Genomic DNA, 13,518 nt, shown 5'->3' with positions numbered 1-13,518 from the left:
TCTCACATAAACGGGCGTAATCAATACGCCCCTACTGTGTGATGATGTTAACATTCTGCTGCACTAAACCAGTTACATTTACACTATCTATAACACAGTCGTCACAATATATCTCACTGTCTTTGATCAAAAAATCTTTCGCATCCTTGATTGCTAGATAACGCTTACCGGTAGCATGAAGGTTGGAGATTGTTACATTTTCCAAGCGTGATTCGGGAATTCCTTCTACCTGGATACAATCCCGTGTCGATTCAATAAGGATGTTATCGATGGTAACGTCTGAAAACTTCGGTGTTAGTGCGTTAACTTCCACGGCAAAATCGCGACTAGCTTGCGCGCCGACGTGTGTTGAACTACCCAACATATCCCAGCGTAACGCCGATTTTCCAATATTCATCCGAATATTTTCAAATACTATATGCTGTCCACCACCGCCGCGTGGACGACGTGTCTTAAAACGTATCCCCACATCTGTTCCGTCAAAGGCACAGTCGTGCACATATAAATTTTTAATCATACCGGCAGTTTCGCTGCCCAAGGTGATCCCTCCATGGCCTTCACCTGCTAAGCAGTAGCGCACAACAATATTCTCTGAAGGCCTGGCTGCGCGCAATCCATCATATCCTCTGCCTGCTTTGATCGCGATACAATCATCACCGGTATACAGGCTACAATACTCCACCAAGACATTTTTGGATGATTCGATATCTATTCCATCCCCGCGAGGAATTCCTTTGGAATACACCTGTACACCTCGTATAATCACATCTTCACAAAAAGTAGGTACCACATTCCAAAAAGCAGAGCGCTCCAAAGTCAGCCCTTCAATAAAAACTTGTTTACAGTTGATAGGCGCAATCATTGCTGGAGGAAAAATAAATTCCGCAGTCTTACCGTCGTATATACGATCTCCAATCGGTGTATCGCTACTGACGATGTTTTCAATAACGTCGTGCGTCATGGTACGTTCGCGGATCGATCCTTCACCCGGACCAATAAGTTTACCTTTACCTGTAATCGCGATATTTACTGCATCGTTCGCATAAATACATGCCCCTAGCGAATAGAGCTCTATCCCCTCATTTCGCGTGTATACTACGGGTAAGAAATCTTCAATCTCACTTTTGAACGTAATCACTGCTCCGTCTTCGAAATAGAGATTGATATGAGACTTTAACTCGATTCTTCCGGACAAGTAGTCCCCCTTTGTTAACACCAATGTGCCTCCTCCTGCTGAGGCCAATCGGTCGATACCCGCTTGGATCACATCTTCACCAGGAGCCAGTGAATCGATACGTTCGGGAAAAGTCGGGCGTTTGAAATCGTGTGTAAAAAAAGGTGATTGCACGGTGGCAATAGCTTCCGGCATAACTGCGGCCCCTACTTCATCATATTGCAGCAAGCTACTGTCTAGTCTTTCCTTCAAAGAGCTCGATGCACAACTAGCGCATAGAAGCACGACCAACCCAATCCATATCGTTCTCATCTATAAGTAATATTAGTTTTGAAAAATTGATTTTACATATCTTGTGTTCGCGCCAAAGTTTTCGGTTACTGCACGGGGCGATAAACTCGCATCGCGCGAACGCTCAATAACTAGCCAGCCCTTCCAACCCATCTTATCTAATGCCGCCTTCACCTTTGGCATGTCCAATCGCTGGTTATTTTGCAACCATACCCCATCCTCATCCGTACAATGAATTTGACAAATTCGTTTCTTACCGAGTATCTGGAGCTCCTCTATTAAATCCCTTCCCTCTTTTAAAGGGTTCGAAAAATTAAAATAGATTTGAATATGCTTCGATCCAATTTCTTTTAAAAGTTCCACGTCTCCTCGTGCATCTAAAGCCGTTTCGATACCTACGATGACACCCGCCTTCTTAGCCATCTTTCCAACTTCGCGGAGCCGTTCTACAATAGCTGGGCGCAATTCTGGGTTTTGCACCAAATCTCCCTGTACACCAAGCGGTAGAAAGGCGATTTTAGCACCGAGCAACTGACAAGTTTTCAAACAATCACCTACCATTTGTTTGTAAGTAGGCCTCGTTGCAAAGGATTGTGCATAAAAACCCGTCATAGCAACGGAAGCTACGTCGATGTTATATTCTTTTAAGGCTTTTAGATAGTTCGCTCGAAAAGCGTCGTCAAAAAACTGATTATCAAAGGTATCCCGATTGCCTAAACCGCCCATATCTACTTCGAGTCCATCTGCGCCGATCTCATGAGTGAGTTTCACGGCTCCAAGCTTTTGCCGTTTCAAGATCATCAGATCGATAACTGCGACTTTATAACGTTGTTCTTTTCGGCCCCATGCCCACACGGTATCAGGGGTCATCAGAGCCGCCGTGCCTAGTACGGCGGTTGCGATAAATGCTCTTCTATTTAATGGATTCATACGCTTCTTTTTTAAATAGTTTTTCCAAATTTTCGTAACCCTTTATGGCGTTGGACGGCAAGTTCTCTCCATGAGGCCCAAAAGCATACAAGGCTGTTTCTTCTTCGATGATGCAGCCCGATTCATCATAATCTCCGGTAGCATCTTTTAAACCTTTGGTATCCAAGTTAAAATGCTTACTGATAAAATCATAAACCGGTTTCCGCTTCGAATAGCCAAAATCATGAGCATCTTCCGGCAAATGTATATTCTTTACGAGATCCGCTTTCCCATAGTATCCATATATCGTTTGGAGGTAAGGGAAGTCATGCTCCGGCATGTGTGCTGTCCAGTCTTTACCATCTGAAATCAACAATTGTGGTCTCGGCGCCGCCATAGCTGCTAATTCCACGTTATTAGTTCCTCCAGCTGCCGCATGTATCGGCATCCCGCTTTCACAGGGACATCCCCCAAAGTGATAGGAGGAAAGTGACACGACTGGTACGCTCAGTTTAATGCGATCGTCCAGAGCGGTTAGAAGTACCGACTGACTTCCGCCGCCGGATCCACCACAAATCCCTACCCGTTCGGTATCGATATTTTTGTCGGCCAACATCCAGTCCAATATCCGCAATGCTCCCAAGGTTTGTATGGTCACGGCTAAGCTCCTGCGGTGATCACTATAATCGAACTGCAACCCCGATTCTCCCCAAGCAAAGAGATCATAACTCACAGCCACGGCTCCCATTTTTGCGAGCATGGCGTAGCGGATCTGCGCATCTTTGCGGAAACGATGACCAAACCAATGTCCATCGGGACTCATCACTAGCGGAACTGCTCCTTTCGTCTTCAACGGACGATAAATAGAACCATTGATATAGACTCCCGGCAAGATCTCCAATGCAAAATTCTCAACGGTATAATCTTTGAACTTTCTTTTTTTCGTAACCAAGGGCATCGATTCCGGACGGCTCGGCAGTGGTGAGAGTTTCAAGGCTTCGTATACATCTGCCCGGAGTGCCTGCTTTCGATCTTCCCAACTCCCTTTATCGTGGTATTGCGAAGCGAGATAATCGAGATAATCCCATCCATCTTGCGGTTCCCAGCGATAATATTCATATTCTTTTAATTTATACTTTCCATTTCCTTCTTTGTTTACCTTTAGATCTAACGGACTCAGTACATTTCGAAGGGTTTCATCTACATCTGGTCGGAAACGCCATTTCGCATAATTCAACCATTTATCTTTAACTTGGTTCTCATCATATTTTATCTGAATGTCGTATCGTTCTTCCAGCATGCCGATAACGTCTTCCAAGGGGATCCGGAATTTGTTATCCGAATTTTGTGCTCTGCTAAACTGGCTGGAACAACATAAGCATGCCACGATAATCGCTAAGATTCCTTTCATGATTCAATTCCCCTTTCTCTATCGAATTTACGGTTGGCCTTCCAACCCCGATAATATAAATTTGAGTCCAGCTCCGGCTTTGGAAAGAACAGGCTGGCGATATACCCCACAATTATAACCACTAAGTGGCTATACACCCCCAGCATCATTTTGTTATGTGTAAAGTTAAATTCACCTAAGTCGAGCAGAAGGAACGATTCTCCTCCAAATTCGATCTCGGTACTGGTTAAAAATGCATAGGCCGTGAAAAGTATACACACCACAATGGCGATATTGATACCCTGACGGTTCGCCCGCTCGGTGAAAATCCCTAACAAGAAAATACCTACTATCCCTCCCGAGAATATGGCATATAGTGTAAAGATAATCCCCAGGATGCTTTCACTCCCCAGCTCCACGTATATAAAGCCTATCAACATGGATATGACACCTGCAATAGCGACCATCCAACGGCTAGCTCTCAGATACTCGTTGTCCACCTTATCCCGCCGAAGCTTTTTGTAATAATCCTCGATACCCACCGCTGCCAATGAGTTGAGGTCTGCACTCAAACTACATATCGCTGCCGAGATCATTGCGGAGAGGATAAAACCCACGACCCCTACAGGTAGCTGCGTCATGATAAAGTACGGAAAAACACTGTTGGGCCCGACATCATCGGGAAGGGGCTGCTGCGTATAATATACAAAAAGGGCCGTACCGATAAACATAAAGAGCGACCATACCGGAACGGTTAGCAGAATACCCATCAAAGACGCACGGATGGCTGATTTATCCGAGCGTGCCGTCAGGTAACGCTGGATTACCGTTTGGTCGGTTCCGTATTTTTGGATAGCATAAAACGCACCGTTAATGGCCATCACCACGAAGGTCAGACGGGTAAAATCCAGGTCATAAGGCCCGAAGCCCGTCCGCCCATTTTCCGAGGCGACCCGCCACACTTCCGGAAACCCGCCGTTGACAGAAAAAATAATAACCAGTAGACAGAGAATTCCACTGGCAAAGAGCATAAAGCCTTGAAATACGTCTAGCCATATAACAGCTTCAATCCCTCCTAATAAATTGACAATCACAATAATACTTCCTACGACCAAGATAATCCAATAGGTATTGATGTTAGTCATGCTGGATAGAGCCACCGCCAGTAGGTACAAAACGGTTCCCATACCCGAAAATTGGCGCAACACGAAGGCAATGGAACTATAATAACGTGCAAAATTACCAAAGCGCTTTTCGAAGTATTCGTAGGTACTTAGCCCGATGACCTTTCGATACAATGGGACAATAAACCATACCGTACCAAGTAACACGATAGGTACCATTAATCCCTGCACCAATAAAATCCAGTTATTAGCATACCCTTCGGCAGGATATCCTAAAAAAGTGACGCTACTGATCAGGGTGGCAAGTAACGACATACCAATTGCCCACGAGGGCACACGTCCCTTTGCCGAGAAGTACGCTTCCGTTGATTTTTGATTTTTAGCATACCGAAGACCAAAATATAGGGTGATCAGTAAAACAGCTATAATTATTCCGTAATCAAATATGCTTAACATAAGGATTGATCTAAAACATCCATAATTTTTCTGCCCAAGGATAACTTCCTGGCTTCAATGTTATTGTTACCGTCCTTTCCGGTACGACGGTGCGAAGAACGCCTTGCTCGTATTCCCATACCGGCCGAAGCGTATGCATTTGTAACGCCTCCAATACCGCTCTAGCCGTTGCTCCCCCTTCAATTAACAGCTCGTGCACAACACAAGACTGCTCTATATGCGCCACCACTTGCGCCATGGACTGACGAACCGTATGAGCTTTCACGGGCTGTGACGGTTCCACCGCAAATACGACTTTCCCATTTTTATTCATTTTTTCGCAAATCAGATTAGCTAATCGATCTTCTTGCCCAACCTGTTGCCAATAAACCACCATTTCCGGATCTAAGGATTTCACTCGTTGAACACTATCAATATGATTCGAACCGCAGACATAGAGCAATGGTGGCTTCGGAAGAGGTCCGACCGCCCTATCTCTGGAAAAACCGCCCATCTGCCGATCTAATAGAGCTTCAAAAAAAGCTGCCGCTCCGGCATAAAGCCCCCAAGCTGTGGGCAAAGCGGCCCAACGATCCAGCGCCTCTTTATTTGCAACCGCGGCAACGGTGAACGGCTGATCCTTATCAGGCTTCGAAGGCACCTCTTCAGCGAGTTCCCATGCTATTGCCCCGATAGCTTCTAATACCGAACTATGCCATATAGGAAACTCTGGATCATGTGCAAAATCGGTATCCGCAATGGGTTTTCCTTCTACCCAATATTCCCCATTTCGTATAATACGTTCCAAACTGAGGTTTACTGGACAAAAGAACACATTATCTTTCTGAAAAGCTAAACGATAAAACGATATTTCTGTTACAATATGTCCACGTAATGCAGAGTCAAACTTCAGATAGATCCAATCCCACTGCTCGGCGTGACCCGTAGCTAGCAACATACGAAGATGCGGGAGCACCTCATCCGCCTTTAACGAGCGTGTATTCGTGTTTAGAACGAGTACCTTTTTTGTGGTCGACTCTGCTAAAGTATGAACAATTTCCACCGATAATCCGTACCGCCAGGCTATGCCCGCAATTTCAGCAGCGCCTGTCAAGTCATCCGCAATTACCAATATCGCCATACTATGTCTTATTCTGCGCCAATTGTACCGCTGATTCGATCGCTAACACCATAGCGTCGGGGCTGGCCACACCTTTTCCAGCAATTTCAAAAGCAGTTCCGTGATCTACAGAAGTTCGGATAATAGGGAGTCCCATCGTAATGTTTACTCCCTTCACACTATCCATTTGCTTTTTCTCCGCATTCCATTTAAAGCCCGTCAACTTGAACGGAATATGACCTTGGTCGTGGTACATCGCTACAATTCCTCCATAGTAACCCGTAGCCGCTTTAGAAAACAGGGTGTCTGCTGGAACAGGTCCTTCTACATCATATCCTCGATTGCGCGCTTCTTCAACAGCAGGCACAATTTCTGCATCGTCTTCCGTACCAAATAATCCAGAGTCACCTGCATGTGGATTCAAACCCGCGACACCTATTTTAAGATTCGTTTCGCCTAGGCTTACCAAGCCTTGGTGTAACAACTCGGTAACTTCAACAATACGATCCTTTCTCACAAGGTCACAGGCCTGGCGTAAAGATACATGTGTGGATACGTGGATAACCTTCATGTTTTCTTCCACGAGGAGCATCGCATATTTTTTCGTTTGCGTATAATGCGCATAAATTTCGGTATGCCCCGCGAAATGATGCCCGGCTTCGTTCACCGACTTCTTGTTTATCGGCCCGGTGACGGTAGCATCTACCTCACCATTTAAGGCTAAATCTATCACCTTAGTAACAGCTTCGAACGATGCGTTACCTGCTTCTGCCGAAATTTCGCCGAAATTCACCTTGGATAAATCTGTATTTTTTAAATCCAGCACATCCGCTTCACCGGCTATAAATTTTGCATCGGAAACTTGGCTTACCGCATGAATACGGATTGGAATCTGTAGCAGGTCCGCTATTTGCCGAAAAACCTGCGCATCTCCAACTAAAATCGGGTTACAAATAGCTTGCACACGAGCATCCAACAATGCTTTCAACGCTATTTCGGGACCGATACTTGCCGGATCCCCCATGGTAATACCAATAATCGGTTTATGCATGACTTATTAAATTCAGTTTAATGTTATCTTTTGCTATCAATGATTGATAAGCATTTAAAATATGCTCTTCTTCCTGCTGCCCTAAGGTATACAAAGGCGGCATCATATACGATTCACAAAGCCCCAGCTGCTTCATTAATATTTTAAGGGCCCACAAGGACTCACCCAACGATTTATTTGACTGATACAAAGCACCTAAATCATCTGATTGTTTTTGTAATGCATAAGCACTTTCCAAGTCACCACGCTCTACAGCAATACACATATCCCGGTAAATTGCTGGCGCAAAATTAGCCGAACTTGGTACAATCCCACTGCTACCATTAATTAATGAATGTGCACAAGCGCCTGCCCACCCCATATAATGTTTAAAATCTGTTCGATCCCTCCATAACTCCAGCGACTGATCCAAACGTTCCATATTACGCTCAGAGTCCTTTGCAGCCACAATTTTAGGGTGATGACTTAACCTATCTAACAGATTAAGGGGTATAGACATGTGTGTAGTTGCGGGGATATTGTAGACAATCAAATTAGGCTTAATCGCTTCAGCCAAATCCAGATAATATTTTTCCATCTGTCCATCCGACAACTTATAATAGGTTGGCAGTGTCGCCGCCACCTCGGACACCCCTAAATCGAACGCCAAGTCGGCAAAGGAAATGGAATCCTCGAGGATATTCGACGAAATTCCCACATATAATTTTTCACCCTCCGGTCTATTGGCAACGGCTGCTTTGAGATATGCCTCCTTAAACGTGTTGGAGAGCGATGCCGACTCGCCCGTCGTTCCTAAAATAAATGGCGTGGCTCCGTTGGCATACAAATACGAAAATATACGGGCTACAGCATCTTGATCCAAACTTAAATCTTGTTTCAGCGGAGCAACCACCGGTACAATCGTTTCTTTTTTTGTTCTTATTTCTTTCATTTTAATAGGCAGCATTAAATATTGATATGGCATCGTGCAGGGTAATTTCCCGCGGGTTGTTTACCAACAACCGTGTAATCTTCATGGCATCCTCCGCCATTTGAGGAATAGCCTCTCGAGGTATTTCCACATCGCGTAAACGAGCTGGGATACCGCAAGCGCTGATCAGTGTTCTTATTTTTGCAATACCGGCACGAGCTGTCTCTTCATCCGTAGTTAAGCGATCACATCCTAAAGCAATCGCCACTTCGGCATACTTCTTTGGAGAAGCCACATAGTTATACTCCATCACATAGGGTAATAGCAATGCATTGGAAAGTCCATGTGCCAAATGAAACATACTGCCTAAGGGATACGACAAGGCATGCACCGCAGCCGTGTTAACAGGACCCAAACAACATCCTCCCAACATGCTACCCATCGCCACGTTATACCGCGCCGACGCGTTCGCGCCATTGTGTACCGCTTCCTCCAGATTTGCTGCGATCAGCCGCATCCCCTCGAAAGCATACATATCGATAAAAGGCTGTGAAAATTTATTCGTATACGCTTCCAAACAATGTGTCAGCGCATCTAAGCCTGTTGCTGCGGTCACAGTAGGCGGCACTCCTATAGTTAATAACGGATCGATATAAACTTTATCGGGCACCAAAAAAGGACTAATAATTCCCTTTTTCTGATTATCATCATCCACCAAAATCGCATTTGGAGACATCTCACTTCCCGTTCCCGAGGTCGTGGGCACACAAATAAGTGCCTTGTTTCTTCCCTTTAACATCCCGTTTCCGACAATATCTTCCAGAGATTGCGTATTATCCAGCTGTGCAGCTACCACTTTTGCCACGTCTAATACACTGCCACCACCGATGCCGATGACTGCATCTGCAGGAAACGTTGAAAGTTGTTCCAGCACTTGTTTCACATCTGAAAAGGAAGGCTCCTGTTCAATACTGGTATCGATCAGTAACGCTATATTATTTCTTTCCAATGCTACCATCAAATCCGCTAACGAACCCAACAATGGCTTGATTGTCATGATAACGACCGCTTTATATCCCTGCGCCACCACATCTTCGGCCAGCTGCTTCAGCACACCATTTCCAAAAACCAACGCCCCCGGAAAGCTAACCTTTAATATCCGATCTATTGACATATTCTTATTTCGATAATCTATTTATTCTTCTTCTGCTTTGTACGTTTCCAAAGTAAGCAGCTCGTAGCCCTTGACACTTGGCCAGACGCCGTCTTTGATTGCTCTTCTCTTTAATTTCTTCGGATTTACCACCACATGCTTCATCTTTTGCCGCCGCCATGTATAAGCGAAATGCAATAGACCATCCTTCGTTTGTATAACCGCCGGATAAGAATATTGACTGATCGGCGAATCCTCCAAAATCAATACCGCATCCCATTTTTTACCGTCTTTCGACACCGCAACATTCAGTGGCGTACGCGGTCCTTTCGGATTTTCGGGACCAGGCAAAACGTGGTTGTAAACGAGTACGTGCATACCATTTTCCATCGTAACCGCATCGGTACCCGAGTTATTGTTAGGCAATGTTGTTTTGTTAAGCGGTGTCCAAGTTTCGCCATAATCATACGACCAAGATTCGACCAACGCCCAATTCCGGCTTCTCGCCAATATTTGCAATTTGCCGTTCCCATGGTCTAATACGCTGGGTTGGATCGCCTGTAGATTATCCGTTCCGGTTGCAATAGGTCCTACCTTCCGCCAAGTCTTTCCAAAATCGGGTGTTATTTCAAAATGAATATACCAGCCGTTACCTTCCGTACTGGTCGGACAAATAAGATTTCCGTTGTCCAGTAGCACCGGCTTATTCTTGATCGGACCGAGAAATCCCTCCGGTAGATTCTCCGCGGCTGACCAAGTCTTTCCGCCATCAGCCGAACGCTTTAACAAACCCCACCATTCCGATGGTTTCGGCCCGACTTTATAGAACAATAACAAGTCGCCGTCAGGAATTTGATAGAGTACCGGATTCCAGGTTGGCAATCTACTTCCGTCTTCCTGCACGCCGTCGGCGACAGACATCGGCGCAGTCCACGTTCCATTTTCATACCGGCAGATATAAATTTCTACATCTGGATTCCGTTCCCTTGTTCCGCCGAAAAAAGTATAAACCAAACTGCCGTTTGTTGTTTCGGCTATACTTGCCGAATGGCAGGACGGGAAATCCGCTTTATCATAAATAAATTCGTCTTTCACGATGCCTTTTTGCCATTTGTATAGCGCATTTTGCTGTGCTTGTGCCCCAAAAAGGAATAAAAAACAGGTAATAACAGATAAACTTATCTTATTTTTCATTTGCCCTAAGTATTTATAATTTAGTTTTGAATTGATAGCTACCCGATCCGATTGCTACTCGCACTCTCCCTCCTTCTTCTGATAGCACCTCAATATCACTATTGTCTTCTAACTTTCTATTTCCTTCCGTAATGGATGATACATTTTTTGCGGGCAGATATACCTCTGCTTTTGCATTCGCTGGAACAGAAACTGCCCAGGTAAAGGTAGATTCGCTCTTTGTCCAGCTAGATTTTATATCACCGAATAAACTGTGATAGCTCGCATCCACTACGTTTAATCCTTTAATCATTTCTGGCTTCATGACGATCGTTTGGAAGCCGCTTTCTTTGGATTTGATACCCGCCAGGTTTTCATAAAACCAAACCAACAGGTCACCTAGCATCATCACGTGGTTCTGTGAGTTCATACGTGGATGTGCGGTATTTCCGTTCCAAAGCTCCCAGATAGTGGTCGCACCGTTTTCCAACATATATCCCCACGAAGGATAGCTCGTATTTGTCGCCAACTTGTACGCCAAATCCGTACGTCCCATTTCGGTCAAGGTTCGCATTACCCACTGCGTTCCGACCACACCTGTACTTAGATGTCCGTTATTTTCAATTTCGATAATGGTCACAATCCGATCAGCCAGCTTTTCTTTATTTACCTCTTCCACCAAACCAAAATACATCGCCAAGATATTTTCCGTCATGGTATTATCACCGTAATACCCATCCGCGTGGTAAAACCGCTTATTAAAATCTTTTTTAAGCTGTTCCGCAGCTTTCTCGAATGCAGCACGATCTTGACCATTGTTTACTACATCCGAAAAATTAGCCATCACGTTCAACAGGTAATAATAGTAGGCCGAAGAAATAAGTGGACTCGGATATTTTTTATCAGCACTCTTGCCGCGTCCCGCTTCAATCGTTACTGGCGGGGCACACCAATCTCCATAACTATCCTTCGTAATAATGCCTTCCTCATTCATATATTGCGCCTGCATATAATACATCCACCGCTTCATCGCAGGATAGTGGTCTTCCAAAACCCGACGGTCACCCGTCTGCTGATATAACATATCCGCAACCATTAGATAAGTACCCGGCCAGGTCATATTATCGCTGTAATACCGCCAGAATGCCGGGGCTACATCCGGAATAGCACCATCTTCTTTTTGAGATAATCGAATATCTTCTAACCACTTGATATAGAAGTTTGTATTATCGAACAAAAAACTTTCTCCATAAGCACTCACCGGCCGATCGCCCAACCAAGCTTGTCTTTCATTTCGCTGCGGACAATCGACTGGAATCCCTTTGTAGTTGGATGCAATTCCCCACCAAGCATTTTGGTATATCTGATTCAATAACGCATTGGAGGAACTAAATGATCCAATAGTCTCCATATCATCGTAAACTAAGCGTCCAATAAAATTATCGTTTACCGCCTCATCCGGATATCCATCCACTTCTACGTATCGAAAACCGTGATAAGTAAACCGTGGTTCCCATTCCTCCACCATACCACCTTTCAAGATATACGTATCCGTGGCCATCGCCGCACGTAAGTTATCTCGAAAAAGCGATCCATCCTCGTTGAGCGATTCCGCAAATCGCAAGGTCACTTTCGTGCCTTCTTTTCCTTGCACACGCATTTTGATCCAACCTGAAAAATTTTGGCCATAGTCAATAATGTACTTACCGTTTCCCCGCGGGGTAATTGAAACCGGTTGTAGATCCTGCATGACCTTCATATTGCTATTAATCTGCGCCTCGTACTCCCCTCCCGGTTCTTGAACATATGCTGCCTTCATCCACGCAGCATCGTTATAGCCGACGGTCGCCCAACCGGACAATTCCTTTCTTGCGTCATATACCTCTCCATCATATTCATTGTTGGAAATAATCGGGCCTTCGGTGGTACCCTTCCAGGTATCATCCGTATGAATAGTTTGGCGGCTTCCATCTGCATAAGTGATCCGAATCTGCATCTGCATCTTCGGAAACCCGAAATGCTTCACCTTATAGGGCTTTTCTTGCCGCACAGCATAGTAGCGTCCGTTCCCAAGTATCACGCCTAAAGCATGTTGATTGCCGTTCAGCAACTCCGTAATATCAAACACGTTGTATTTTACATTTTTGGTGTAGTCTGTTAAGCCTGGCGCCAATACTTGATCGCCTACTTTTTCACCGTCGATATACAACTCATACAACCCCAATCCCATGATATAGGCCGTTGCCTGTTTTACCTTCTTCGACAACGAAATCTCCTTCCGGAAATAGCGAGCGCTGAGATAACCCGCTTCTTTATTGTCGCTGTCGAAGTATCCGTCAAGGCCGATCCATCGCCGGTTCCAGTCCTTGTAGTACAACAATCCTACCCGCCAAGAAGCAGGAGCGGACCAATCCGATTCCCCCTTATTGGTATAAACTTTTACTTTCCAGTAAACCTCGGTGTCACTTTTTAAAGCTTTCCCATCGTAGAAGACCGCAATCGAATTATCAGAAATTCGCTTACCCGAATCCCAAAGATCACCGATATTTTGGGCAAGCTTCTCGGCTGAAGATGCCACGAGTACATGATAAGCCGTCTGTACAACGTTGCGCTCGTCGGCCTGTATCTGCCAACCTAATCGCGGATTGGTTTTATCAATCCCTAGTGGATTAGTGAGCAACTCACATCGCAACATATCTACGTTTGGTTGCGCAAAAGCTACAAAGCTTAAGCAGCACCAAACAAGCAAACCGATTATCCTCTTTCCAGCCCTCCTCATAATGACCAA

Annotated in this window: 10 protein-coding genes; all 10 read right to left on the bottom strand. The window is 45.1% G+C overall.

Annotated elements, in window-relative coordinates:
* Positions 1–31: 31 nt before the first annotated feature.
* The 10 genes from LKO28_RS05410 to LKO28_RS05365 are packed head-to-tail and all read right to left on the bottom strand — an operon-like array spanning position 32 to position 13,509.
* Positions 32–1,486, bottom strand: coding sequence for a glycoside hydrolase family 28 protein (locus LKO28_RS05410; protein WP_227693686.1), 1,455 nt, complete (start codon positions 1,484–1,486; stop codon positions 32–34).
* Between the two features lie 12 nt (positions 1,487–1,498).
* The gene (locus tag LKO28_RS05405; RefSeq protein ID WP_227693685.1) at positions 1,499–2,395 is read right to left on the bottom strand and encodes a sugar phosphate isomerase/epimerase family protein; all 897 of its coding nucleotides are present in this window, start codon (positions 2,393–2,395) and stop codon (positions 1,499–1,501) included.
* Complete coding sequence (locus tag LKO28_RS05400; protein WP_227693684.1) at positions 2,379–3,785, bottom strand: alpha/beta hydrolase family protein; 1,407 nt, start codon at positions 3,783–3,785, stop codon at positions 2,379–2,381. The genes LKO28_RS05405 and LKO28_RS05400 overlap by 17 nt, the downstream gene beginning before the upstream one ends.
* Positions 3,782–5,344, bottom strand: coding sequence for a sodium:solute symporter (locus tag LKO28_RS05395; protein ID WP_227693683.1), 1,563 nt, complete (start codon positions 5,342–5,344; stop codon positions 3,782–3,784). Before LKO28_RS05395 ends, LKO28_RS05400 begins: the two co-directional genes overlap by 4 nt.
* A 10-nt stretch (positions 5,345–5,354) precedes the next feature.
* Positions 5,355–6,464, bottom strand: coding sequence for a four-carbon acid sugar kinase family protein (locus tag LKO28_RS05390; protein WP_227693682.1), 1,110 nt, complete (start codon positions 6,462–6,464; stop codon positions 5,355–5,357).
* 1 nt (position 6,465) lies between these two features.
* Positions 6,466–7,494 carry a 4-hydroxythreonine-4-phosphate dehydrogenase PdxA gene (gene pdxA, locus LKO28_RS05385; RefSeq protein ID WP_227693681.1) on the bottom strand — a complete coding sequence of 343 codons (1,029 nt, stop codon included), beginning with the start codon at positions 7,492–7,494 and terminating at the stop codon, positions 6,466–6,468.
* Entirely contained in the window at positions 7,487–8,425 is a 939-nt protein-coding gene (locus LKO28_RS05380) for a dihydrodipicolinate synthase family protein (protein ID WP_227693680.1), read from the bottom strand. The genes pdxA and LKO28_RS05380 overlap by 8 nt, the downstream gene beginning before the upstream one ends.
* Before the next feature lies 1 nt (position 8,426).
* A complete protein-coding gene (locus LKO28_RS05375; RefSeq protein ID WP_227693679.1) occupies positions 8,427–9,578 on the bottom strand; it encodes an iron-containing alcohol dehydrogenase in 1,152 nt (383 codons plus the stop codon).
* Positions 9,579–9,599: 21 nt separating this feature from the next.
* A complete protein-coding gene (locus LKO28_RS05370; RefSeq protein ID WP_227693678.1) occupies positions 9,600–10,751 on the bottom strand; it encodes a sialidase family protein in 1,152 nt (383 codons plus the stop codon).
* A gap of 13 nt (positions 10,752–10,764) precedes the next feature.
* Positions 10,765–13,509 carry an alpha-L-rhamnosidase gene (locus tag LKO28_RS05365; protein WP_227693677.1) on the bottom strand — a complete coding sequence of 915 codons (2,745 nt, stop codon included), beginning with the start codon at positions 13,507–13,509 and terminating at the stop codon, positions 10,765–10,767.
* Positions 13,510–13,518: the final 9 nt, after the last annotated feature.

Source organism: Sphingobacterium sp. FBM7-1 (genome assembly GCF_020687765.1).
Lineage (GTDB): Bacteria > Bacteroidota > Bacteroidia > Sphingobacteriales > Sphingobacteriaceae > Sphingobacterium.
The sequence above is the reverse complement of the archived record's forward strand: the minus strand, read 5'-3'. Positions and strand labels throughout refer to the sequence as shown.

Bases quoted from the DNA above. Each gene is read 5' to 3' on its own strand.
- LKO28_RS05405 (WP_227693685.1), bottom strand. From the start codon at position 2,395: ATGAATCCATTAAATAGAAGAGCATTTATCGCAACCGCCGTACTAGGC.
- LKO28_RS05370 (WP_227693678.1), bottom strand. From the start codon at position 10,751: ATGAAAAATAAGATAAGTTTATCTGTTATTACCTGTTTTTTATTCCTT.
- pdxA (WP_227693681.1), bottom strand. From the start codon at position 7,494: ATGCATAAACCGATTATTGGTATTACCATGGGGGATCCGGCAAGTATC.
- LKO28_RS05395 (WP_227693683.1), bottom strand. From the start codon at position 5,344: ATGTTAAGCATATTTGATTACGGAATAATTATAGCTGTTTTACTGATC.
- LKO28_RS05410 (WP_227693686.1), bottom strand. From the start codon at position 1,486: ATGAGAACGATATGGATTGGGTTGGTCGTGCTTCTATGCGCTAGTTGT.
- LKO28_RS05390 (WP_227693682.1), bottom strand. From the start codon at position 6,464: ATGGCGATATTGGTAATTGCGGATGACTTGACAGGCGCTGCTGAAATT.
- LKO28_RS05365 (WP_227693677.1), bottom strand. From the start codon at position 13,509: ATGAGGAGGGCTGGAAAGAGGATAATCGGTTTGCTTGTTTGGTGCTGC.
- LKO28_RS05400 (WP_227693684.1), bottom strand. From the start codon at position 3,785: ATGAAAGGAATCTTAGCGATTATCGTGGCATGCTTATGTTGTTCCAGC.
- LKO28_RS05375 (WP_227693679.1), bottom strand. From the start codon at position 9,578: ATGTCAATAGATCGGATATTAAAGGTTAGCTTTCCGGGGGCGTTGGTT.
- LKO28_RS05380 (WP_227693680.1), bottom strand. From the start codon at position 8,425: ATGAAAGAAATAAGAACAAAAAAAGAAACGATTGTACCGGTGGTTGCT.